This window comes from Prevotella sp. P5-92, from assembly GCF_002251245.1.
GTDB lineage: Bacteria > Bacteroidota > Bacteroidia > Bacteroidales > Bacteroidaceae > Prevotella.
In genome coordinates this window covers 1-25,108 of the sequence record NZ_NPJG01000046.1, presented here as the reverse complement: position 1 = coordinate 25,108, position 25,108 = coordinate 1, and the positions used below count along the sequence as shown (strand labels likewise).

Annotated in this window: 18 protein-coding genes and 1 pseudogene; 6 read left to right on the top strand and 13 right to left on the bottom strand. The window is 51.3% G+C overall.

What is annotated here, in order from left to right:
* Positions 1–245: 245 nt before the first annotated feature.
* From CIK99_RS05725 to hpt, 11 genes and pseudogenes are all read right to left on the bottom strand, one after another.
* A complete protein-coding gene (locus tag CIK99_RS05725; RefSeq protein WP_094380602.1) occupies positions 246–638 on the bottom strand; it encodes a (deoxy)nucleoside triphosphate pyrophosphohydrolase in 393 nt (130 codons plus the stop codon).
* 6 nt (positions 639–644) lie between these two features.
* Positions 645–3,737, bottom strand: a complete 3,093-nt coding sequence (locus tag CIK99_RS05720; RefSeq protein ID WP_094380601.1) for a DUF3427 domain-containing protein — start codon at positions 3,735–3,737, stop codon at positions 645–647.
* Between the two features lie 263 nt (positions 3,738–4,000).
* Positions 4,001–4,348 carry a DUF86 domain-containing protein gene (locus tag CIK99_RS05715; protein WP_094380600.1) on the bottom strand — a complete coding sequence of 116 codons (348 nt, stop codon included), beginning with the start codon at positions 4,346–4,348 and terminating at the stop codon, positions 4,001–4,003.
* Entirely contained in the window at positions 4,332–4,640 is a 309-nt protein-coding gene (locus tag CIK99_RS05710; protein ID WP_094380599.1) for a nucleotidyltransferase family protein, read from the bottom strand. Before CIK99_RS05710 ends, CIK99_RS05715 begins: the two co-directional genes overlap by 17 nt.
* A 160-nt stretch (positions 4,641–4,800) precedes the next feature.
* Positions 4,801–5,301, bottom strand: coding sequence for a very short patch repair endonuclease (locus CIK99_RS05705; protein ID WP_094380598.1), 501 nt, complete (start codon positions 5,299–5,301; stop codon positions 4,801–4,803).
* Positions 5,289–5,702 (bottom strand): hypothetical protein, encoded by a 414-nt coding sequence (locus CIK99_RS05700; protein ID WP_094380597.1) that lies wholly within the window; start codon positions 5,700–5,702, stop codon positions 5,289–5,291. Before CIK99_RS05700 ends, CIK99_RS05705 begins: the two co-directional genes overlap by 13 nt.
* 650 nt (positions 5,703–6,352) lie before the next feature.
* Positions 6,353–7,564 (bottom strand): DUF418 domain-containing protein, encoded by a 1,212-nt coding sequence (locus CIK99_RS05695; RefSeq protein WP_094380596.1) that lies wholly within the window; start codon positions 7,562–7,564, stop codon positions 6,353–6,355.
* A 69-nt stretch (positions 7,565–7,633) separates the two neighbouring features.
* The gene (locus CIK99_RS05690; protein ID WP_094380595.1) at positions 7,634–8,545 is read right to left on the bottom strand and encodes an efflux RND transporter periplasmic adaptor subunit; all 912 of its coding nucleotides are present in this window, start codon (positions 8,543–8,545) and stop codon (positions 7,634–7,636) included.
* An 11-nt stretch (positions 8,546–8,556) separates the two neighbouring features.
* Positions 8,557–11,676 (bottom strand): annotated as a pseudogene (locus CIK99_RS05685) (efflux RND transporter permease subunit); the annotation flags it as partial.
* Positions 11,677–11,846: 170 nt separating this feature from the next.
* Positions 11,847–12,425 (bottom strand): adenylate kinase, encoded by a 579-nt coding sequence (locus tag CIK99_RS05680; protein WP_094380594.1) that lies wholly within the window; start codon positions 12,423–12,425, stop codon positions 11,847–11,849.
* Positions 12,426–12,475: 50 nt separating this feature from the next.
* Positions 12,476–13,018 carry a hypoxanthine phosphoribosyltransferase gene (gene hpt, locus CIK99_RS05675; RefSeq protein ID WP_094380593.1) on the bottom strand — a complete coding sequence of 181 codons (543 nt, stop codon included), beginning with the start codon at positions 13,016–13,018 and terminating at the stop codon, positions 12,476–12,478.
* A gap of 88 nt (positions 13,019–13,106) precedes the next feature.
* On the opposite strand from hpt, the gene CIK99_RS05670 reads away from it, so the two are divergent.
* Positions 13,107–14,621, top strand: a complete 1,515-nt coding sequence (locus CIK99_RS05670) for an NAD(P)H-hydrate dehydratase (RefSeq protein ID WP_094380592.1) — start codon at positions 13,107–13,109, stop codon at positions 14,619–14,621.
* A 66-nt stretch (positions 14,622–14,687) separates the two neighbouring features.
* The gene (locus CIK99_RS05665; protein WP_094380591.1) at positions 14,688–15,755 is read left to right on the top strand and encodes a DUF4831 family protein; all 1,068 of its coding nucleotides are present in this window, start codon (positions 14,688–14,690) and stop codon (positions 15,753–15,755) included.
* Here CIK99_RS05665 and CIK99_RS05660 read toward each other — a convergent pair.
* Entirely contained in the window at positions 15,748–16,464 is a 717-nt protein-coding gene (locus CIK99_RS05660) for a hypothetical protein (RefSeq protein ID WP_094380590.1), read from the bottom strand. The two genes, CIK99_RS05665 and CIK99_RS05660, sit on opposite strands and share 8 nt — an antisense overlap.
* Before the next feature lie 182 nt (positions 16,465–16,646).
* On the opposite strand from CIK99_RS05660, the gene CIK99_RS05655 reads away from it, so the two are divergent.
* The 3 genes from CIK99_RS05655 to CIK99_RS05645 all read left to right on the top strand — a co-directional run bounded on the left by CIK99_RS05655 (position 16,647) and on the right by CIK99_RS05645 (position 21,842).
* The gene (locus CIK99_RS05655; protein ID WP_254047737.1) at positions 16,647–18,980 is read left to right on the top strand and encodes a family 43 glycosylhydrolase; all 2,334 of its coding nucleotides are present in this window, start codon (positions 16,647–16,649) and stop codon (positions 18,978–18,980) included.
* 211 nt (positions 18,981–19,191) lie between these two features.
* Positions 19,192–21,192 carry a hypothetical protein gene (locus tag CIK99_RS05650; protein ID WP_254047736.1) on the top strand — a complete coding sequence of 667 codons (2,001 nt, stop codon included), beginning with the start codon at positions 19,192–19,194 and terminating at the stop codon, positions 21,190–21,192.
* 293 nt (positions 21,193–21,485) lie between these two features.
* Positions 21,486–21,842, top strand: a complete 357-nt coding sequence (locus tag CIK99_RS05645) for a hypothetical protein (protein ID WP_094380589.1) — start codon at positions 21,486–21,488, stop codon at positions 21,840–21,842.
* A 42-nt stretch (positions 21,843–21,884) separates the two neighbouring features.
* On the opposite strand, the gene CIK99_RS05640 is transcribed toward CIK99_RS05645, so the two are convergent.
* Positions 21,885–23,645: a glycoside hydrolase family 5 protein gene (locus CIK99_RS05640; protein ID WP_254047735.1), complete on the bottom strand. Its 1,761-nt coding sequence runs from the start codon at positions 23,643–23,645 to the stop codon at positions 21,885–21,887.
* 334 nt (positions 23,646–23,979) lie between these two features.
* On the opposite strand from CIK99_RS05640, the gene CIK99_RS05630 reads away from it, so the two are divergent.
* Positions 23,980–25,108, top strand: a 1,129-nt coding sequence (locus CIK99_RS05630) for a glycoside hydrolase family 3 protein (protein ID WP_305775629.1), incomplete at its 3' end; no start/stop codon positions are given.

The following is a 25,108-nucleotide window of genomic DNA, read 5'->3' as shown; positions in this document are numbered from 1 at the left end:
TAAGACATAATAATAAAATTAAATTAAACATGCAACATCAAAACACCCTGGAACCATCATTGCAAATGCGGGGTCAAAGCCCAGTGAACTGTCCGGATTCGGATGTTAAGGAGTGGGGGCAGAACATTAATCTCTGTCTCGGGACGAATGATTAATCGGCCTTATTCCACTTCCTTGATGTTGTTAACGAGTGCAAAGGTAATAATAAAATTTTAATATACAATGATTTTTTGTATCAGATAGATTTATTCTTTAGAATCACTCAATGCTTTAATCACTTCAACATCCGCCGGAAGCCATTTCACTTCTTCCAGTTTATCTTTGCCAAGCCATCTTGCTGCTTCATGTTCTAGGAGATGAGGCTGGATGTCATCTTTCAGGTGGCAGAGATAGCTGTGCATGGTGAGGTGGAAGTCGGGATAGTCGTAATCCACGGTTGTAAGATGACGGTCTATTGTGATGTCGATAGCAAGCTCTTCACGGATTTCTCTCTGTAGAGCTTCTTCAGGAGATTCTCCTGACTCAATCTTTCCGCCAGGAAACTCCCACCAGTCTTTCCACTCGCCGTAACCACGCTGGCAAGCAAAAATTCTTCCTTTGTTGACAATTACTGCACAAACTACGTTTATATGTTTCATTTTGTTTTATCCAATTTTTACGAATTGTGGAAGTATGTCGTGATGCATGCGCCAATCAATACTCATAGGCTTGTCGCCTCGCGATGATATATAGTCAACGAGACCGAAGCAGAAAAACGGACATGTGTTGCCAAATCCATCACGCTTGTATTCGCGTACGAAAAGAAGGAACTTCTTCTTGTTTTTCTGCTGATTAACAAAACGGCTGCCGCTGTGCTGATGAGAGTCGGTGTTTTGTGATTGCCAATGGAATTGTTTCTCGCTGACTACATAGTCGTTATATTGTGTGGTAGGTGAAAAATCCTTTTCCGACTTGTTTAGTGTAACAAAGAATAGTTCGGTGTTCAACTCTTCTATTTTGAAAACACCTGCCACACTTCCCTGCATGCGCTTGTCTATTGTTTGTCGCCCGAAAATGGTAAACACTTCTTCACGTGTGTAACACCCATATTGTTCTAACATCACAGGCATTCCTTCTCCCACGGCAAACGTCTTGTTGGATATTTGCGACAAGAGATATTCGCAAAGTTCCCTTATCTCTTTCACAAAGAGAGGATAATCTCGAAGTGTAGATATGGCTTCTTCTCTTGTTCGGAAACCTGTCTTGTCTATTTTGTCTATATATAGTGTGTAATATAACATCGTGGCAAAGATGTTGTCGTTTTCACCTTCAAAGCTCAGGCTGTCGAGATTGTCTATAGTTCTGAGAATAAAATGCAGATATGCCACACTGTTGATGTGGGTCAGATTGGACAATCCTTTCTCATATCTTCGTGTGTTCTCGTCTTCTTTGTATGTGCATAATCCAGCTTCCTGTTTCAAACTTGTCCAACAACCATTTTTGTATATCAGGCGTACATCTTGGCCGTTATTGTCGATGAATTCCTTAAGGGTAGGAACAGGAGTGTATGTACGAAGCTCCTGAATAAGTCTTCTTTTGTTGTAAATGGCAGCTTTAATGTTGTCAAGAACGTATTGTTGCGCTTTCTCTTCCATGTGTATTGCGCAACCTTGTGGCAGAAGAGTAAAGCCGTTTTTCACCTGGTCGATGACGCTTTTGTCCTGGCGTACCATCAGGCTGCGGAAACGACTCGTAAAGTCATATTTCTTGTTTAGCTGTGCCACGAAGTCAAATACAGTCAGGAGTTGTTTTCCTGGTGAAAGTCGTAGTCCGCGACCTAACTGTTGAAGGAATATTGTTAACGACTCAGTAGGGCGGAGGAATAATACAGTATCGACCTCTGGGATGTCCACACCCTCGTTGAATATATCAACGACAAAAAGATAGTTTATTTCTCCTCTTGCCAATTTTTTGTTGAGTTTCTCTCGCTCGTCGCCTTTGTCAGATGTAAGGTAGTCTGCCCTCAGTCCATAGTTGCAGAACTGTTCAGACATATATTGTGCGTGCTCTTTGGTAGAACAGAATCCAAGAGTCTTACATTTTGTCTCGTCGGGAAGGTAATATCGAAGTTTGTCGATGATAAGCCCCACTCGTTCTAAGTTACAAAGCTTTTCAGTTAGTTTTGTAGCGATATACTTGTTACCCAACATAAGGTCTTCATCAGTAAGGTCTGTATTGTCGCTTATGCAAAGATATTGGAACGGGGTAAGAAGACCTGCGCTCAATGCGTCTGGAAGACGTATTTCGGCACTTATCATTCCGCAAAAGTCAGGCAATAGGCTTTCGCCATCCATTCGTTCTGGTGTGGCTGTAAGGCCTATTAGAAGTTCTGGACTGAAATGAGACAGTATTTGCCTGTAGCTGTCAGCTACGCTATGGTGACACTCGTCGATAACGATATATTGATAATAGTCATCCGGTAGCATGCTGAATATCTCTTCAAAACGAGAGTTGAAGGTTTGGACTGAGACAAATAAATGGTCAATCCCGTTGCATGGCTTTTGGCTTCCCACCCAAATGTCACCAAAGTTTGCATCTCTCAACACACTCCTGTATGTGTAAAGGGCTTGTTTTAGTATTTCCTGTCGATGAGCCACAAACAGCAGTTTTGACTTATTCGGATGCTGGGTCTGGAAATTCTTATAGTCAAAAGCAGAGATAACGGTTTTTCCAGTGCCAGTGGCGGCTACTATGAGGTTTCTTTTTATTCCGTTGTCTCTTTCAACAGCCAGCTTGTCAATAATCTTTTTTTGATGTGGAAGAATGGCATATTTAGTCAGTAAGCCAATATGCATTTCTTTGGGCTGTCGTTCAATATTCAGTTCCCTGTGTAGTTTTTCAATTCCTCCAATACGAAAATCCTCAAAGTTACTGCTGTTCCAATAGAGATTGAATGTTGCCAACGCGGTTTTTATTATGTGAGGGTTCTCAACATTAGTCACTCTGATATTCCATTCCAATCCATCGGTCTGTGCTGATTTAGAAAGGTTTGAGGAGCCGATAAATGCAGTACTAAAACCTGAATTGCGTTCAAAGATGTATGATTTGGCATGCAGTCGTTCCACTGTGCTGTTATACGAAATTCGAATTTCCGTGTTTGGCAACGAGGCAAGACGTTCCACAGCTTTTGCCTCTGTCGCACCGCAGTAAGTTGTTGTAATGATTTGTAGCTTGTGGTCTGGATGACTGCAAAATTTCTTCAGTTCGTCGAATATCAGGTTGACCCCTGACAGTTTAAGGAAAGAGACAATAAGATATATTCTGTCAGCACTTTGTATGTCTCGTAGAATTTCTGAATTCAAGGGAATGTCACTATTTCCTCCTGTAAACAGGCTACTTGTTCTGAATCCTGTCAATGGTCTCACAATGTCAGTCTTTGTTGCTCTCAGTGTCGCTTCTTTCTGACTTGACACAACCGCCGTCAGCATTTGTTTTTCATCGGCAATCTTTTCTTCCGCGTTTTCTTCAAGGAAATCGATGAGCCGATTCACAAAATCAGTTCTTTCCTCGGAGGTCAAATCGTCAGCTGTCAATCGGTTGTGAATAAGTTTACTGATATGTTCTGTTAACATAGAAGGCGCCTCGGCGTCGTCGATATCTTCTTTCCGGCATACTAATCCTTTGTCTGTAGCAAGGTTCATATCTTGCTGCAGTTCGTTTGTTATGATGTTTTCGTACGAACCTTCTTTTAGTTTCATTGGCGTGTTCTATAAATTGTTGTTTCATTTGCTTCGTGCGCACATATGTACACACTTTACAGCGCAAAATTACGAATTAATTCTGAAACGACAAAGGAAAATGTGCACTTTTTTATTTTTAGTTAGGGTGAGAGAGGATGGTGATGTTTTTTTTGATAGGGCTCACGCCCTATCCTGGGTTATGTTGCCCCTACGGGGCTTGGGCTCGTTTTATTGTAATGGTGTAATTGTAATCTTCTTTTTGATTATTCCATCTGAAATTCTTATTTCATTTCAGCAAGAATTTTTTCAACTTGGCTTCGAAGTGTTGGCAAGTCATTTTTTATAGTCATCCACATCGTCTTTGAATTAAGTTGATAATATCCATGAATCAATACATGACGCATTTCAATAATATCTCGCCATGGTACATCTTGGTGACTATCAGTGAATTCTGAAGACAATTTGTTTGCAGCCTCACCTACAATGCCCACATTATAATAAACAGCATGTTTTAAAAGTTTGTCATTAGTGAATTCTTCGAAAGATTTGTTTGAGATATAGTCCTCGATTGTCATAATAGCTTCCAATATATGCTGTAATCTGTTGATATCTCTAATTGGCTCTCTCATATATAAGGATTTTGTCGTGTTCAACACTCTTTATGGCAAAGGGAAGCAATGTGCCGTTTTGTACAAGATCGACATTACGACCAATTATGTCGGACATGCCGTTCATTATTGAGCAATACTTAAACAAGCCAATAGCTTCGTCTTCTTTAAAATCTACAAGAATATCGACGTCGCTACCCTCATGTTCTTCTCCTCTTGAAAAAGAACCGAACAACCAAGCCCTTTCGACAGGTTGTGTTGCAAGATATTTTTGTATCTTTGGTATTATGTCTGTCCTTGTCTTAGTATTCATAATCGTAAGTTTTTCTTTATTTTGCCGCAAAGATACGAATTAATTCTGAAACGGCAAAGGAAATGAGGGGATTTTTTTTATTCGTTATTCATGAAGAGGGCGGTCTTACACGAGGTAAGACCCTACACGAGGCGGAATAAAGATACATCATGGGGAGATGTTATGCTTCGGGTGCAGGCTCTGCTGCCATGGGGAAGTCTTCGGAGTCGGGCAGGTGGTAGTGGCGTACGGAGTGGTCGGCGAGGTAGATGCAGTAGAGGGTTTGGGCGAGGGAGTCGAGGGTGCGCTGGCGGCAGTGGGGCTTGAGCTGACATTCCCATACGGTGATGCAGTGCCATCCCATTGCGGCTATTTGGCGTTGTTCTTCGACGTCGCGTTGTTTGTTGCGGTTGATTTTCTTTTGCCAGAAGTCGGTGTTTGTCTTGGGCATCTTGAAGTTTGGGCAGTTGTCGTGTCCATGCCAGAAGCAACCGTTGACGAAGATGACTGTGCGGTATTTGCGCAGCACGATGTCGGGATGACCGGGGAGTCGGGGATGGTTGAGGCGATAGCGGAAGCCGCGGGCAAAGAGATACTTGCGCACCAGTATCTCAGGGCGCGTTCCCTTGCTCTTTATTGCCGACATGCAGCGATGGCGCTGCTCCCTGGTCATCTTGTCCATTGATTATTGGAGCTTTGGAGCATAATTAGGGGAGAGGGAGCGATGAGACAATCGTGGATTCTTATGCGTTCGAAAAATGGCATAAGATTATCATCGGAATAACGGAAGTCATTAAGTTTATAGACTATTTGTATCTCATTATTTATATACACTTCATTTTCAGAACCTCTATCTGAAAAGGTTCCGAGTTGAGAAATGTCATCTATCCAAAGGTCATTATTGACAGCCCATTCTTTTAGCCGTGTAATTTGGACTCCCTTGCAAGCCGTTGTTCCCGCAAGCGCTTGAATTGAGCTAAGCACTCCTCCAGAGATCTCGGCTGCATCTTCCAATATGCTATTGACCTTTTCATCTCTTCGTTCACTTTTTTGTGATAATCTGTCAGCTGTATTTCCATCCATTCTTGTCTTTTAATAGTTATACAAAACTTATTTTGCACCGCAAAGATACGAATTAATTCTGAAATGACAAAGGAAATGAGGGATATTTTGTTTTTTTGTAATGGGGGTTAATTAAGGAAGGAGGTAGTGAGAGTAGTCAACCTAAATAGTTAAACTACACAACATAAAGAGTTAAACTACGGACGACAACTGATTACTCGTGTGACACGGTCGTTCCACAGTTATGGTACGGTCGTGACACTAACTATGGTACAGTCGTGTCACTAGCTATGGTACAGTCGTGTTACTAACTATGGTACAGTCGTGTTACTAACTGTTGAGAAAGCATAATGCAGCTTATGTGTTTGTCAGCATGACTGCGCGGCTGACCATACTAAATAAGTCGGTGAAATGAAACAAACTTGCGGTGACAGACGATTTCGTCTGTCACCCCTCTGTCACCACACCTAAGACACTATATATTAAACACTTACAAGCTCATGGTGACAGATGACAGATAAAATTAAAAACTTTTTCCTGTATATATAGATGAATTAAGTTCTTTATCTGTCATAAGAATGCGAATTATGCGGCAAAGACATGGCTCTTCTTTAATAATTCCAAATGTTTCGGGGGAAATAAATTATGTTAAGTGGACCTATGCGTGGTGATTACCACGCATAGGTGAGACGCTTCCATATACCTTCTAACGGGCCGTGGCTATGACTTCTCATCCACCAGCGGCAGAACAGGATTTGGGCAGTGAGGATGACGATGCCGAGAGCTATGCTCTGCGTGTCGCATGGATTGAGATGCAGTCCCCAATGATAATAGATGGCTGCACCTATAATGCTCTGTGTGATATAGTTAGTGAGACTCATGCGGCCATAGGGCATGATGAAACGCATGGGGCGAGCAAGACGTGTGGTGTAGAACGCGAAGAGGAGCGAGGTGACGATGATGAGCATGAAGCAGAACTTATGGAGCGAGGTGATGATGAGCATCAGCGACGACATGAACGGAGCAGACGTCATGGCCCAGAGCGAGCTGTCGGCGAGCGTTGCGGCAGGCACAGACTCGACAAAGTCGGGGATGAGAGAGCTCAGTCCGTAGAGAGGGAAGAACAGGGCGAGAGCCACGGCAAAGGTACGCGCCCATAGACGGCGGTTGTCGGCTGTGTCGGCAAACCATTGCATGCGTCCTGCCACGAGTCCGAGGATGAAGAGCGAGGCAGTCTGGAAGAAGCGTCCTGCTCCCCATACCCAGGCGAGGCTGAAGAGTTGTCCTTCCCAGAGATTGGTCTTCACGGTGTCGATAAATCCGCCTTCGGAGAGCATCTTCATCGATGCGTCCCAGTACTCGCCACAGTCGAAGACGAGGATCTGTGCCGAGCCATCGACGAAGGCGGCATAGAGAGCCTTTATCCACTCAACGGGTTGCGCCATGCACACGGCGGCGACGACGAGCAGTGTGCGTGTCTTCAATCGGCATACGGCAGGAAGCACAAGTCCTACGATACTGTAGAACACGAGCACCTCGCCACAGAAGAACGACCCATTGAGACAGCCAAAACAGAACAAGAGGAACATTCGCCAACAGAAACGCAGACGGAAGTCTTCGCTACGCCTGGCGGCATTGCGGTCCATGATATAGAAGCTGAAGCCGAAGAGGAGGGCGAAGATGGCGTATGCCTTGCCGCCCACCATAAACCACAGTCCGTCCCACACCATCTGGTCGATAAACTGCAGGAGTGGCGAAGCTGGCGCCACCTGGTTGTAGAGATTGAAATGCTCGATGCTGTGGAGCATAAGAATCATTGCCACGGCAATGCCGCGGATGGCGTCAACGACTTCGACGCGTGGTTGTTTTTGAAGTTCTCTCATTGTATAATGTTTTTTAGTTGACGAGTTGATGAGTTGACGAGTTTATTCTCTACATCAATTTCTTCATTATTATTTCTCCGTCTGCACTTTCTTTGCCCTTACATACATGCCAGGCCGGAAGGAGGCGTCGGCATCTTTCACGCGGGCATAAACCTTGATAGAATAGTCTTTCTCGTCAACGGATTGATCTACAGAGACAACCGTGGCGGCAAACGACTTCTTTCCCATGCCATTGACGCGGAAGAGAAGGGCATCGCCAGTCTTCATGAGATGGATGTCTTTTTCATATACGGTGAGTTGGATGATGGGATGCGACTTGTTGATGATGTCGCAGATGGCGCTGCCGGCTTCGACATACTTGCCGAGGTTGGCGTCGAGACTGGTGACGAAGCCCGTGATGGGAGCAGTGATGGGGAGGAAAGCCTTGATGCCATGATCGACGATGGCCTTTGTACTCACGCCGAGAGCCTGCAACTTAGTGGCGGCAGCGTCGCGGCGACTCTTCATGGAGAGAAACTCCGCCTTGCTCTCCTCCACCCTTTTCTTCGACGCGGCATCGCCTGAGAGCGAGCGCTGACGGGCATATTCCTTCTCAAGATACTCTAACTGGGCGGCACTTTCGAGATAAGCCTGCTGCAGTTCGATGAACTCAGGATTGTCGAGCGTGGCTATCACCTGTCCACGACCGACAGCCTTTCCCGGCATGACGTTAAGGCTGTGAATGCGTCCGCCCATAGTGACCGAGACGGTAGCCTGCTGGTCGGGAGCCACCATGATAAGCCCATTGAACGTGGGGCTGTTTGCCACATTGGTGGCACTCGACACTGCATCCACATCTACGGCAGCCGTGTCGGTCACAGACTCGCCATTGGCTGCGCTGTCAGCCACAGCGGCAGTGTCATCACCACTCTTCACGTCGCCCTTTCCACCACAAGCTACAAGCGTTGCGATGGTCATAACAATTAAGAATATCTTTTTCATCTCTTAAATCTCCTTTTTATTATTGGGAATAAACTTACTACACGATAGAATGCCGGAACTATGACGAGCGTGAGAACCGTAGAAACGATGAGTCCGCCGATGACCACCGTAGCCAACGGACGCTGCACCTCGGCGCCAGCCGACTGCGCCACAGCCATAGGCACGAAGCCTAACGAAGCCACAAGACCTGTAAGGAAGACGGGACGCAGCAGATGACGGCAACCGCGCGTGATGATGCGGCTCGTGGAGAGTGCGTATTTGCCTTCCGAGGCGAGGGCATTGAAGTGGTTGATCATCAGGATGCCATTGAGCACAGCCACACCGAAGAGAGCGATGAAGCCCACTCCAGCCGATATGCTGAACGGAAGACCGCGCAGCCAGAGGGCGACGATGCCTCCGATGAGCGACAATGGGACGGTGGTGAACACCACGAGCGAATAGGTGACGCTGCGGAATGCTGAGAACAGCAGCAACAGTATAAGCAGCAAGGCTATAGGAATGACGACGAGCAGCGTGTTGATGGCGTTCTGCAGATTTTCAAACTGTCCGCCATACTCGAAGTAATATCCTGGTTTGAGCTTGATATTCTTGTCAAGCACCTCGCTGATATTATCTACCACCTGCTGTATGTCGCCATCGCGCACGTTGACACCGATGACGATGCGGCGTTTGGCAGCGTCGCGGTTTATCTGTAGCGGACCGTTGACAAGACTTATCGTAGCCACCTCGCTGACAGGCACTTGAAAGCCTGCAGCGGTGCGCACGTGGAGGCGGTTGAGGTCGAGGTCTTTCACAATGTCGTCGTCAAGGCGCACCACGAGGTCGAAGCGTCGCTCGTTTTCAAACACCACGCCAGCCGTCTCTCCGGCATAGGCCGTGCGGATGATGGTGTTGAGGTCGCGTATGTCGATGCCATAGCGTGCTATGCGAGTGCGGTCGTAGTTCACCACGAGCTGCGGCAGGCCAATGGCCTGTTCGACGATGACGTCGGCGGCGCCAGGCACCTTTTCCACATACTGTGCCGCCTCTTTTGCCTTGACGTACAGTTCGTCCATATCCTCGCCGTAGAGTTTGATGGCGATGTCGGCCTTTGCGCCGGTCATGAGTTCGTTGAAGCGCAGCTGAATGGGCTGGCTGAAGTTAAACTCCGCTCCCTTCACCTTTTCCAGTGCCGCCTTCATCTTCTCTACCATCTCGGCGCGGCTCGACGCCGATGTCCACTCCTTGAATGGTTTCATCACGATCATCACGTCGGCGTCCTCCACCGACATAGGGTCGGTGGGCACCTCAGCCGTACCGATCTTCGCCACGACATGTCTCACCTCTGGGAACTGCTCTTTCAGCACCTTCTCGGCCTCCTCTGATAACTCTATGCTCCTCGTCAGCGAGCTACCGGCAGGCAGTGTCATCTGCATGGCGAAGTCGCCCTCGTCGAGTGTCGGTATAAACTCCGCTCCCAGACGGGTGAAGATGAAGAGCGACAGGGCGAGAAGTGCGAAGGCGCTGACAATGGTGAGTGTGAGCCGTCGCATCGACGCTGCCAACACCTTATTATATATACCCGTAAGCCATCCGAAGAAGCGGTCGGCGAAGGTCGGTTTGAGGTCGATGCCACGTTTCAGGAACAGCGAGGCCATCATCGGCACATAGGTGAGCGAGAGTATGAGTGCGCCGATGATACAGAACACGAGCGTCTTTGCCATCGGCGTGAAGTATTTTCCTTCTATGCCTCCAAGAGTGAGTATGGGGAAGAAGACGATGAGGATGATGAGTACGGCGAAGGCGGAGCTCTTCACCACCTTTGCCGCGCCAGCCTCCACCTCGGCGTTCATCTCGTCCTCAGTGAGATGCTTGCCCGCGAGGCGTTTGGTATAGACATGTGCGAGTATGCCCTCGATGATCACTATCGAGCCATCGACGACGATACCGAAGTCGATAGCGCCGAGACTCATGAGGTTTGCCGACACGCCGAATATCCTCATCAGAATAAATCCGAAGAGCATTGCCATCGGTATCACCGACGCCACGATGACGCTCGCCCTGACATTTCCGAGGAAGAGCATCAGCACGACGAAGACGATGAGCGCGCCCTCGATGAGGTTGCTTATCACGGTGGAAATGTTGCGGTTGACGAGTTCGGAGCGGTTGAGGTAAGGTTCGATGGTGACTCCTTCGGGCAGCATCTTCTGCACTTTCTCTATGCGGCGCTCCAGTTCTTTGGTCACCACATTGGCGTTAGCACCCTTGAGCATCATGGCTATACCGCCCACACACTCGCCCTCGCCGTCCATGGTCATGGCACCGAAGCGTTTTGGCGCGCCGAAATCCACCCGCCCTATGTCGCTGATATGCACAGGCATGCCATTGCGGTTAGCCACCACAATCTTCTCTATATCCTTTGTCTTGGTAATCATTCCCTCCGACCTGATATAATATGCGCGTCCTTTCTTTTCTATATAGCTCGCGCCGGTGTTCTGATTGTTGTTGCTGAGAGCCTCAAACACGTCGCCGATGGTAATCTGCAAGGCGGAGATCACCTCGGGGTCGATGGCTATCTCATACTGCTTTAGGTAGCCGCCGAAGCTGTTTATCTCCACTATGCCCGGTATGCCCGACAGTTGGCGTCGCACTATCCAGTCCTGTATGGTGCGCAGTTCCATGGCGTCGTAGTCTTTCTCGTGTTTCTTGTCCACCTTCAGCACATACTGGTATATCTCTCCGAGTCCCGTGGTGATGGGCATCATCTCCGGTGTGCCAAGTTCTTCAGGAATCTCGCCCGCCACGCTCTGTATCTGTTCGTTGATGAGCTGCCTTGCCTCCAGTGTAGGCACGCTCTCTTTGAACACGACGGTGACGAGCGACAGTCCGAATCGCGACACCGAACGTATCTCTTCCACGTTCATGATGTTGCTCATCGACGTCTCTATGGGAATGGTTATCAGCTGTTCCACCTCTTGTGGCGCCAAGGTGGGCGACACGGTGACTACTTGTACTTGATTGTTGGTGATGTCGGGCACGGCATCGACAGGCAGAGTAAGCATTGCGTATATTCCGCCAATAAGAAGAAACAGTGAGGAAAGAGCCACAAACAGTTTCTTACGAACCGAGAATTTTACTATCGCGTTTATCATATCCATTCAAGTATCGCATGGGTTAAAAATCTCAGGAAAAGAAGGGCGTTGTTTCAGGAGTGAAGGAAGTAATGGAAGTGAAGGAGTGAAAGAAGTGAAGGAAGTAAAGGAAGTGAAGGAAGTAAAGGAAGTAAACTTCCCTTTCTTCCCTCACTTATGCAAGTTGAGCATTATTCTTCTATCCCGTCAACCACCTTGCACACGTCAGCAAAGATGACCTCGAGTTCGCCGTAGCTCTTCACGTAGTGGTGCAGACCCTCTGCCTTATACCAGTCGATGAGCGGGGCGGTCTGTGTGTTATACACGGCGAGACGCTTCTTTATCGTCTCCTCGTTGTCGTCAGAGCGTCCTTGTTCCTTACCGCGGTTGAGCAGTCGTGCCATGAGTATATCCTCTGGTGCGTAGAGCTCAATCATGGCGGCAACAGAGTGTCCGCGCTCGGCGAGCATCTTCTTCAGAGCCTCAGCCTGTGGGATGGTGCGTGGGAATCCGTCAAATATCACGCCCTTATGCTCCTTGCCAAAGCTGTCGTAAACGCTGGCAAGTATGTCTATCATCAGTTCGTCGGGGATGAGTTGTCCCTTGTCGATGAATGCCTTAGCCGTCTTGCCCAGTTCAGTACCGTTTTTGATTTCGCTGCGGAGCACGTCGCCTGTAGAGATATGACCGAAGCCATACTTCTTAATCATCAGTTCGCTCTGTGTTCCCTTGCCGGAGCCTGGCGCTCCGAAAATTACTATATTCTTCATGTCTTTTATGTTGTAAATGGTTTTTCTCTCTCTATTACGATTGTCCTTTCTTATTCCTCCTTCTTCAGGACGTAGATGTCCTTGAGGTTTCGTGCCTGCTGGTCGTAGTCGAGCCCATAGCCGACGATGAAGTCGTTGGGGATGCTGAATGCCGCATACTCGATGTCGAGGTCAACCTTCAGGCAGTCGGGCTTGAGAAGCAGCGTGCAGATATGCACCGACGCGGGATTGCGAGTGCCGAGGCTCTCTATCATGCGCTTCATGGTAAGTCCGCTCTCCACGATATCCTCCACGATAATCACCGTGCGTCCGCTGAGGTTTTCGTTGATGCCGATCACCTCCTTCACCGTTCCCGTTGATGTGGTGCCCTGGTAACTGGCTAACTTCACAAACGAGATCTCGCTCTCTATCGTGATCTCGCGCATGAGGTCGGCGGCAAAGACAAACGAGCCATTGAGCACTGCAAGAAGCAGCGGATTCTTGCCCGCCATATCCTTGCTTATCTGAGCTGCCAGCTCCTTCACCCGTCGTTTGATTTCCTCCTCAGAAATCATCGGAACGAACTCTTTATCCTTGATTTTTACTGTCTTCATACTAAGTTTTTATAAATTTTGGGGCAAAATTACTAAAAATCTGCCAAAACAGAGCATTGTTTAGCAATAATTTTGTATTTTTGCACGTATGAAAATATTCTCAAGCACTCAAATACACGAGTTAGACAAATATACGATAGATCACGAGCCCATAAAATCCATCGACCTGATGGAACGGGCCGCCTCTCGGATAGTGGCTGAGATACGCCATCTCTGCACTGCATACAACACCATCGTCGTCTTTGCCGGTCCAGGCAACAACGGTGGCGACGCTCTCGCCGTGGCACGTATCCTCGCCTCTGAGGGGCTGAAGGTGAAGGCGTGGCTCTTCAACACCACGGGACGACTGTCGGCCGACTGCAAGACCAACCGCGACCGGCTGACGGGTATGAAGGAGCTTGACAGTTTCACCATGGTGATCGACGAGTTCGACCCGCCCACGCTCGATGCCTCCACACTGGTCATCGACGGACTCTTCGGTGTGGGTCTCAACAAACCGCTGACGGGCGGCTACGCCTCGTTAGTGAAGTATATCAACGCATCGCCCTCCAAGGTGGTGAGCATCGACATGCCTTCGGGACTGATGAGCGAGAGCAACGAGTATAACGTTCGCTCAAACATCATCCGCGCCGATGTCACCGTCACCATCCAGCAGCCTAAGTTGTCGTTTCTCTTTGCCGAAAACCAGCAGTTCATCGGCGAACTGAAGGTGGTGGACATCAATATCAGCAAGGAGGGCATGGCACAGGTTGACGCTCACGTCACCATACTCGAAGAGGACGACGTGCGCTGCCGTATTCGGCAACGCGACGACTTCGCCCACAAGGGCACCATGGGTCATGCGCTCATCATTGCCGGCTCAAGAGGAATGGCGGGAGCGGCCATGCTCGCCACGAAGGCCTGTCTGAGGTCGGGAGTGGGAAAGGTCACCGTCCACACGCCTGCCGCCAACATCATCCCCCTACAGATTGGCGTGCCAGAGGCTATACTCGACATCGACCCCGACAACTGCTTCTTCACCGAGGCCGTGAGCACCGACCGCTTCCAGGCCATGGGCATCGGACCGGGATTAGGCAACAACGAGAACTCGGCCATCACCATGATAGGACAGTTGCGCAGGGCTCAGTGCCCCATAGTGATCGACGCCGACGCCATCAATATCCTCGCCACACACAAGGCATGGATGCAACAGCTGCCTGCCGGATGCATACTCACTCCGCACATAGGCGAGTTTGAACGCCTCGAAGGCGCATCGTCCGACAGCTACGACCGCCTCTCAAAGGCCATCATCCTCGCCGACCGCCAACAGGCCTATATCGTGCTCAAGGGCCACAACACCGCCATCGTCACGCCCGGCGGACGCATCATGTTCTGCCCCACAGGCAACTCGGGCATGGCAACAGCTGGCAGCGGCGACGTGCTGACGGGTGTCATCACCGCCCTACTCGCCCGCGGCTACGCTCAGGCTGACGCATGTCTCGTCGGCACTTACCTGCATGGCCTCGCCGGCGACATCGCTGCAAAGAAGTTTGGCAAGGAGAGTCTCATGGCAAGCGACATCATCGACGCTCTGCCCGAGGCGTTTATGAGAGTAATGAGTTAGGAAGGAGAGGAAGTTAACTTCTTTAACTTATAAAATAAAACATATAAGCAAAGTAATTATACCGCAATGAAAAAGATACTGATACTTAGCCTCATCATGGCTGCAACAGTCAGGATGGCAATTGCACAAATCAGCGACTACCGCCCCGGTGTTACCACCGACGGCGCCGTCTATTTCCTTCCAAAGACTGCCATCCGTGTGGCGGTGAAGGTAGAGAAGACACAATATACACCAGGCGACTTCTGCAAGTATGCCAGACGTTACCTCCGTCTGGACAATGTCAACGAAAGTCCCGCCACATCCCACCGCATACTGAGCTGCGACATCAGCTCTTATGGCGAAGCAGACAAAGACAAGGTGTTTGCCGTGAAGTTTAACCCTAAGAGCGCGACGGCAAACATCAGACTCGCTGACGACGGACGACTGACCGCCGTCAATGCCGAACCTTTAGCCGAACGGCAGTTCACGCCTTACAAGCCATCGCCACGTCAGCCACAGGCCAACCCGCGCGACTATATGAGCGAGGAGATTCTCGCCGCCGGTAGCACACCGAAGATGGCTGAGCTCACGGCGCGTGAGATATACGACATACGAGACAGCAAAAACGCACTTAACCGTGGCGAGGCTGACTTCATGCCGAAAGACGGCGAACAGCTGCGTATCATGCTCGACAACCTCAACACACAAGACCGTCTGCTGTCGAGCCTCTTCTGCGGCACCACTGTAAAAGACACCGCCGAGGTGGTGTTCACCCTTTGTCCTGAGAAGGAGGTGGAACACCAGGTGCTCTTCCGCCTGTCAAAGCAGTTGGGCGTGGTGGATGCCGACGACCTCGCCGGTACACCTTATTATATTAATATAAGAGACCTGAAGACGGTGCCCGCCGGGGAACCCGTGGAGGGGAAGAAAAAGAAAGAGAAGGAAGACGGCATCTATGTCAATGTGCCGAGCAAGATTGCCGTCAGCGTGAGCCAGGGCAATGAGGAGATTGCCAACGCCGAGTTCCCCGCCGGACAGTTCGGACACGTTGAACTGCTCAGCGGCGACCTCTTCAACAAGCGCTTCACCACCCATCTGCGCCTCAACCCCGTCACCGGCGCCGTTGACAAGCTCGAGGCAGAACAGCCTAAGTAGCAGCAGTGGTCGTGGAGGAGAGCTCTTCCTGCATCGTCTGCATCATCACCATCATGTTTTCCTCGCCGCGACACACGGTGAGGAAAGCCTCCGTGAGGTCGGTCTCGTCGCTCATATCCACTGGAGCGGTGTGCAACAGGCATTGCATCGTGTCGAGCAGCAGACGATAGAGGCATATCTGGTTGCTGCCGCCCATGCCCTCAGCCGCCGCCACCTTGCGTCCAGCGAAGAACGAGCGCACCACGACCTGCGTCAGCACCCTTATCTCGCGTGTGTAATCCGCTCCGCCTTCTTCAAGATAGCCTTCGGGAAAGCCGTCGAAGAAGTCGTCGAGCGTCATCACACGTCCGCCAAGCAGCGCGGAGAAGTTGCGGCGGTATTCAGTCACCATATCCTCGTGTGCCTCCTCCGTCCTGCATACATGGAGGAAGAGGTCTTCGCGAGCCTTCAGCGTCGGCGCCACCTCGGGCGAACGCAATATGTCGATGAGCTCCTCCGCCGTGTCGTAATGCAACAGCGCGAGGGGATAAAACATTATGTCGAAAAAGTGGTGCGATATCTCTTCGTAATGGTTGAGCATGACCTGCTTCACACTCCGTGGCGTCATCTCCACCTCGCCTCCCATGCGCTCCGCCTCAGCTGAGAGTATTCCCTCGGCAAAGGAGGCAAAGAAGGCGCGCACCAATGCTGGTTGTGCATTTCTTGTCATCTTTTCGTTGCTTTTTTTATTATCTTTGTGCAAAAGTAACGGAAATTTCGCAAACAGCCAATTAATCTTGCAAAAAAGAAACATAGCATAATGTTTATGGTACAAAATTTGGGGTGATTTCACCTTTTTATTACTAACTTTGCAGCCAAATTGCAGGAATATACGTAATAAAAACAAATAACATGAAACGAATTATTATCGGAATGATGACTCTCATGGCCACCTACATGGGAGAAGCGCAAGACAAAAACTTCCATATCTATCTCTGTCTCGGACAGTCAAACATGGAGGGAAATGCACGCATCGAGCCACAAGACCGCGAAGGCGTCAGCCAGCGGTTTCTCTCCATGGCTTCGATGGACAGCGAACAGTTGGGATGGAAACGAGGCGAATGGCACCGCGCCGTGCCGCCACTCTGTCGTCCTTATACCGGACTGACTCCCGCCGACTACTTCGGTCGCGCCATGGTCAGCCGCACGCCTGACAGCATCCGCATCGGCGTCATCAACGTCGCCATCGGCGGATGCGGCATCGACCTCTTCGACAAAGACCATTTCAGGGAGTATCTCGACAAGCAGCCGGGATGGATGAAAAACATGACCAAAGACTACGACGACGACCCTTATGCGCGTCTCGTCGAACTGGCAAAGAAGGCTCAGAAGGATGGCGTCATCAAAGGCATCCTGCTCCATCAGGGCGAGACCAACACCGCACAGCAAGACTGGCCCATGAAGGTGAAGAAGGTGTATGAGAGCCTCCTCGCCGACCTTAACCTCAACGCCGCCGACGTGCCTCTCGTGGCTGGCGAGGTGGTGGGCGAAGACGTGGGCGGACGCTGCGCCGCACACAATCCCATGGTGCGCCGCCTGCCCGAGGTGATTCCCACAGCCCATGTGGTGTCGTCGAAGGGCTGTCCCTGCGCCAAAGACTCGCTCCATTTCACCGCCGAAGGCTACCGCATCATCGGCCGCCGATATGCCGAGAAGGTGATGGAGATAGAAGACTCGTTTCAGAACCCTATGCTTTGGGCCGACGTGCCCGACCCCGACGTGATTCGCGTGGGTGACGACTACTGGCTCGTGTCCACCACCATGCACCTCATGCCCGGCGCACCGGTGATGCACTCCAAGGACCTCGTCAACTGGCGTGTGGCAAGCTACGTGTTCCCGTCGCTCCACGACAGTCCTAAGTACGACCTCAAGGAAGGCACCGTATATGGACGCGGACAGTGGGCTACGTCCATCAGATACAAGGACGGGACATACTATCTATACTTCTCGCCCAACGAAGACCCTTGGCAGGGATATGTATATACCACCAAAGACCCACGCGAGGGATGGACACTCGCCCACCGCACTCCTCACTTCCACGACGCCTCGCTCTTCTTCGACGACGACGGCCGCGCCTACGTGTTCTATGGTACCGGCGAGATGAAAGAGCTCAACCCCGACCTCAGCGGCGTGAAGGAAGGCGGACTTGCCGGACGTGTGTTCGAGCGCGACTCCACCGAGACGGGCCTGCTCGAAGGCAGCCGTTTCATAAAGCACAACGGCAAATACTATCTCATCATGATATCATGGCCCCGCGGCGGCGCACGCCGACAGGTATGCTATCGTGCCGACAACATCATGGGTCCATACGAGAAGAAGGTCATACTGCTGTCGAAGTTCGGCGGCTTCCCCTATGCCGGACAGGGAACGATAGTCGATGACGGCAAGGGCAACTGGTATGGCGTCATCTTCCAGGACCGTGGCGGATGCGGACGCGTGCTCACTCTCATGCCTTGCACCTGGAAAGACGGATGGCCCATGCTCGGCGACGAAAACGGACTCATCCCCTCCACCATGGGCAAGCCTATGGCAGGATATTCGGGAGGCGAGATAGTGTCAAGCGACGAGTTCGACTCCGACAAGCTCAACATCAACTGGCAGTGGAACCACAACCCCGTGGCTGAGGGATGGTCGCTCACCGACCGCCCTGGCTTCATGCGCCTGAAGACCACACGCGTGGTTGACAACCTCTACCTCGCACCCAACACCATGACCCAGCGCATGGAAGGACCTGAATGTACGGCAAGCGTGAAACTCGACATTGCGAAGATGAAAGACGGCGACGTCTGCGGATTCTCTGCCTTCAACGGCGACGCTGGTGTGGTAAAAGTGGTGAAAGAGGGTAAGAAGGCCTTCGTCGTGGCTGACAGCGAGAGCGTGAAGCTGACCGACAAGGAGAAAAAAGTCACCGACGTGACCATCAAGGAGGCCTTCCGTCAGGAACTGAAGAGGGGCACGAAGAGCGTCTATTTCCGCATCGACGCCAACTTCCGTCCGGGCACCGACCTCGCCACCTTATATTATAGTGCCGACGGCAACACCTGGACTCCTCTCATCAAAGACTACAAGATGATCTTCGACTATCGCCGCTTCTTCATGGGCTCCAAGTTCGCCATCTTCAACTATGCCACAAAGCAGACTGGAGGATATGTCGATGTAGATTGGTTTAGATACCAGAAGAAATAAGGTGTTCAGTTGACGTGTTCAGTTGACGAGTTGATACCACAAATACCCGCCGCTAATCTCCGTTGTAGGGTCTTTACTTTATGTAAGACCGCCCGCCGCAACTCGCCGGAACCACCGGAGACACCGGAGACACCGGAGACGCTGCCCCCCCGGAAAACCCGGAAAACCCCGCAAACCCCAACAAAATGAAATATTAATAAATTAAAATATTATGAAGAAAAAAGTCATTATGGCAGCCTTTGCAATGATTGCCACTCTGGCTACAGCCCAGAACCCCTACTTGCCCCTCTGGGAACATCTCCCCGACGGCGAGCCACGTGTGTTTGAAGATCCTGACAATCCAGGAAAGATGAGAGCATACATCATCGGCTCTCACGACCTAACCTACACCGCCTACTGCGGACCCGACATCCGCATGTGGTCGGCACCGGTAGAAGACCTCACACAATGGCGCGACGAAGGCCCTATCTTCACCTACTTCGTCAACGGACAGTGGGACACGATGTTTGCTCCCGACCTCGTCGAGACCGTTGACAAGGCCACAGGCAAGAAGACCTACTGGCTCTATCCTCACTCTCGCGGATGGCGCCGCGTGCCAATGGTGTGCAAGGGCGACCGCCCCGACGGACCTTTCACTCCCGTCAACCTCAATGCCGACGGCACCGCATGCGTCGATGGCTCGCTCATCGACTTCGACCCATCGGTATTTGTCGAGAACATCACCAACAAGAAAGACCCTGACTATGCCAAGGGTTTCCGTGCCTACGTCTTCTATGGCTTCCGCCATTCCACAGCCTACGAGCTCGACCAAGACAATATGTACGGCGTACGCCCAGGAACACAGGTGCGCGACTATTTCATCCCTGCCTCTGAGCGCTACGGCGTCATCCGCGACCCCGAAGGCACCCAATATCCTGCCCTCTACAAGGGACAGAATCCCGGCGACTTCAACTTCTTCGAGGCGTCGAGCATCCGTCAGGTGGGCAACAAGTATGTCATGGTGTTCTCGGGATATAGCGGACCAGAATACGGACAGGGCTCTACCAACTCTGCCTTGCGCTATGCCTACGGCGACACACCCCTCGGCCCATGGCGTGCCGGCGGCGTACTCGTCGATTCGCGCGGCATCGTCCCCAACGAGGACGGCTCGCATCTCGTAGGCATGAACGCCGCCCACAACACCCACGGCTCCATACAGGAGATCAACGGCCAGTGGTATGTGTTCTACCATCGTCCTCCACGCGGCTTCGGCTTCGCGCGTCAGGCCATGGTGGCTCCTATAAAGATAGAGTGGGACAAGAAGCCCGTGGCTAAGGGCGGCAAGGTGCGCATAGTAGCTTACGACCCCTACGCCAAGAACAACGAGTGGACGGCAAAGGCCTCCGATGGCATGGAATATACCGGTGCGGAAGTAACCAGCGAGGGTTTCCATATCTTCGGTCTGCCTCCTTACTCCTTCTATTCTGCCGGCTACGCCTGCTACATGAGCGACCAGCGCTGGCTGCAAGACAACTTCGACGTGTGGAACAACGGCATGATCCTCGCCGGCGTGCCTAATGGCGGCGTGGTGGGATTCAAGTATTTCGGCTTCGGCGGTCTCGCCCAGGACACCAAGGGCATCAAGGCCTTCGCCGGCACACAGAATGGCGACGGCACACAGCTCTTCATCGCTCTCGCGTCTAAGGGCAAGGGAGCGGCACGCATCCGTGTGATGCTCGACGGTCCGTATGCCAACAGCACATGGAACGGCAAGGAGATTGCCGTGATCGATGTGGATGCCAATGCCTCGAAAGAAGTGCGTTACTACAACGTGAAGGTGCCAGCCGTGGAAGGTCTCACTGGCAAGCATGCCATCTACCTCAAGGTCGAGGGCGAAGGCAACGAAGGACTGGTTGACATCTACGGTCTTGGCTTTGCCAAGAGCGACAAGAAGTTCCCTGACAACACCCCGATGCTTCTCCCCGAGGTTAAGATCACCGTCGATGGCAAAGAGATAGCCATACCTAAGATGCCTGTCTTCTCCACCAACAAGAACGGCTACACCGACCTCTGCCATTATCAGACCTACGCTCCGCTCACCGACAAGTCTGTAATCAAGGTCAACGTAAAGGGTCCTGTAAAGTACGAGGTGGGCAAGATCACCGACGGTCGTGCCACTGTGAAATGCACGCATCTTATCCTTGGCAAGGAAAAGATCTTCCTCATCAACTGACGATCCTTTCATAAAAATCAATACAAAACATCAAAGTCCCTTCCACCACAAGGCCGGAAGGGACTTTTTTCAATGACAATCTTTATATCTATTCATAGTACAATAATCGTCTCAGGCCGGCAAAAATCACGCAAACACTCTTTTTCGGTTTATTTACCTCTATACTGAAACATAATCCAAAGAATATGTTACAAATGTCAGCTTCTTTTAGCGGGGAAAAGCGTAACTTTGCAGCCACAATATCGTATTCACGACATACATTTGCTCGACAATAACCTTTTATATGTAAAAATATGAAGAAAATCCTCCTTACGCTGGTCGTAGCCCTCATCGCCGCCACTGCCAGCGCACTCGACTCCAAGACCATCAAAGTGAATGGTACTACACGCAAGTACCTGCAGTATGTGCCGAAAGGTGTAGGCAAAAACGCCCCGTTGCTCATATCCTGCCATGGTATGAACCAAGATGCCAATTATCAAAGCGAAATGTTGAAAATTGAGAGTGTGGCTGATACTGCCCTGTTTATAACAGTCTTCCCGCAAGGAGAAGGTAACTCGTGGGACATATCTGGCACTAAAGACATAAACTTCATACTCGAACTTATCGACAAAATGCACGATATCCATCAGGGAAAGAAATACACGAGATAAAGCCCATCCCGCCGTCGCAAATCCACCGCAAATCGGGGTATTCTAAAACCGGAGGAGGCAGTTTTTCTTCTTTAGATAGCGCTGGCCGTCGCGCTTCTTTTCCCTTATGCCTCCGAGGGAGAATGCTGGCAGTGGCGCCGTGGTGTCGAGGGCGGGAGGTGTGACGGCGGCTGACTGCTGCTGGGCAATGACAATCTTTGTCAGCCTAACGCCATAGCCCTGGATGATCATGCCCTGACGCTTGAACGACTGCAGGGCGGCGTCGTCGAAAGTGAAGGGAGTGATAAGGCTGCCTGTGGTCACGCCGTAATAGCCACGAGGGTTGAAGTCGCCTTGCACCGAGATATTGCCCACCTTGAACGAAGCCTTGCTCCAGTCTTTGTAACACATCTGTATGTCGGTGTATTCGGCGGTGGCGACGGGTTCATAATAGAGCACGAGCGTGACCTCGTCGGTGGCGTCGGCGAAGGCTGCCGCGGCGAGGCTAATCATGCCGCTGGAGCCCCATGCCAAGGTCTTGTCGCCGCTCCATATCTCCATGCCGTCCTTGCCCACATCATCCTTCCCTTCCTCGACGATCTCGTCGGAGAAGGTGGTGGCAGAGCCTTCGACGATGCCTTCGAGGAAGTGGGGCGTGTCGATGCGCATACTGTGGTTGCGGTTGAAGATGCCGAAGGTCTCGCTGCCGTTGCCAAAGACGTTGTTGTCCCAGACAAAGGCGGCGAAGCCGTTCTTGCGGGCTTCGCTCACCACGCTCTTGAGGTAGTAGCGTGCGTTGGCGTCCTGATCGTCGCGGTGGGCGGCGTCAGAGTAGTGGCGCGACACGCCATACTCGCCGAGCACCACACCCAGTCCGCGCTCGTACCACGCCTTGCGTATCTGCGTGAAGAGGTTGTGCAATGCGCGTTCGTTGCCGTCGGGGGTGACGGTTCCCTTGTCGGCGAAGGCCTCGCCCCAGTAGTAATAGCAGCCGTCGGTGCCGCTACAGTATGAGTATGGTGAGTAATAGTGGAACTCCACCGAGAGACGGTCTTCCACCACGTCGTCAGGCAGCTGGAATCCCGCCAGTCCGTAGCCTGGGTCGGTGGCGTAAGTCTGCACGATGAGTTGACGATAGTAGTTCTTACCGCCCGTGGCGCGTACGGCATCGACAAAGGCCTGATTGTAAGAGTTTTGCACGGCGAGATTCTCTGCCGACGGAGCTGCCCAGCTGACGGTCACCTCGTTGGTGCCCGAGAAGGCGAGTCTCGAGTCGTAGTTGCGGAATGTAGTGGCGATGTTGGTCCACAGTGCTTTCAGCCTGCGCAGCAACTCGGCCTGCTGGCTATAGTAGGGATGACTCTCGAGCCACAGCTCGTGATGGGTGTTGATGACGACTGTCAATCCCTCGTCGAGACACCAGTCAACGACCTCCTTCACACGTGCCATCCACACGGGATCGACGGTCATCGTGGTGTAGTCGGTGATGTGCGGCACCCATCTCACGGGCACCCTGATGGCGTCGAAGCCCGCTTCTCTCACTGCCTTTATCATCTGTTGTGTGGTCTTAGGGTTGCCCCATCCCGTCTCCCACTGGTTATAGTCGGTGAGCCACGGGTTTTTCCATGTGCCAGTGGCGTCGTCCCATGTGGCGCCTGCGCTTTCGAGGGCGTTGCCGAGGTTCCACCCCATCTTCACGTCCTTGGTCCACTGTCGGGCGTCGATGTCCATTCCCGTTGCATCGGGCGGCGTGGTTTGTGCCACTGTTCGTAGCGTGGCTACTAAGAGCAGCATCATAATAAATGTCGTTTTTCTCTTCTTCATAATGTTTTTTTCGATTTGTCTATTGAAAAAAGGCCTCATCCCGACATGAGGTGTAGGCCAAGGGAATCGGTTATCGGCTGCGAAGATACTACATTTTTTTCGACAAACCAAAGAAAAGCGGGAGTTTTTTTGAGTAAAGATATAGTGCTAAGAGTTTTTTCACCGTCACAAAACGAGTGGATTTATTGTGGGCGGGAAAGCGTCGGGGGAGAAATAACGGTGGAAAAGGGGAAAAACATTAGAAAATGTTTGGCAGATTGGAGGAAAGGGATTACCTTTGTGGCTGAAATTTTACCTATTATATAATAATATGAACCAAAAGAAATGTTTTTGTATGCGGAAATCGAGGCTGGCACTGTTTGCAGCCAAGACCGCGATGATCATTAGCTCAACTCTGTTTCTAACCAATTGTAACAACATGACTATCGACCAAAGGGTGGATGCGCTCTACGACAAGATGTCGCAGGAGGAAAGGATAGCGCAACTGAAAAGTATGTATATGGACCAGCTGTTTGACGACAAAGGACAGCTCGACACCGCCGTGTGCAGGAAGATGATACCCAACGGCATTGGACACTTCTCGCAGTATGCAAGCCAGAAACCTACCGACGCCAATACGCTGCGCGACCGCGTGAAGGCGGTGCAGCGATGGCTGATAGACAACACGCCCAACGGCATACCGGCTCTCTTTCACGAGGAGGTGCTCTCGGGCATTAACACCAAGGACGCGACGATATACCCGCAACAGATAGGACAGGCTTGCTCGTTTAACGACGTGCTGGCCGAGAAGAAGACACGACAGACGGCCACGAGCTTGAGGAAGATGGGCGGCGTGCTGTCGCTATCGCCAATGGTGGATGTGGTGAAGAACCCGGGGTTTAACAGGCTCGAGGAGTCGTATGGCGAGGACGCCTATCTCTCGGCGGTGATGGGAACGGCCTTCGTCAGAGGTCTGCAACAGGGCGACCTGAAGAAGGGCGTGGGAGCGTGCGCCAAGCACTACTTGGGATATGGTGGTGGCGGCAACGCTGACGAGAAGGAACTGATGGAGGAGATCCTGCTGCCTCACGAGACGATGATAAGGCTGGAGGGATGCCGCGCGCTGATGCCTGGATACCACGCCATGAGAGACACCAACTGTGTGGCTAACAGCTGGATACTGACCGAGATACTGCGAGGTTACCTCGGCTTTGACGGAATGGTGGTGAGCGATTATACCGCCATCGACCAGATTCCTGGACTGACGACGCCCACGGAGAAGGCTGCCGCTGCCATCAATGCGGGCAACGACGTGGACTTCCCACACGGCGACAACTACAAGTATCTGCAGGAAGGTCTCGACTGCGGACTGGTGAGACAGGAGGCGTTTGAGCGTGCGGTGAAGGACGTGCTGAGATATAAGATGCGTGCGGGACTGTTTGACAACGACGCTTATCTCTACAGCGACGAGAAGATTGTGCTCG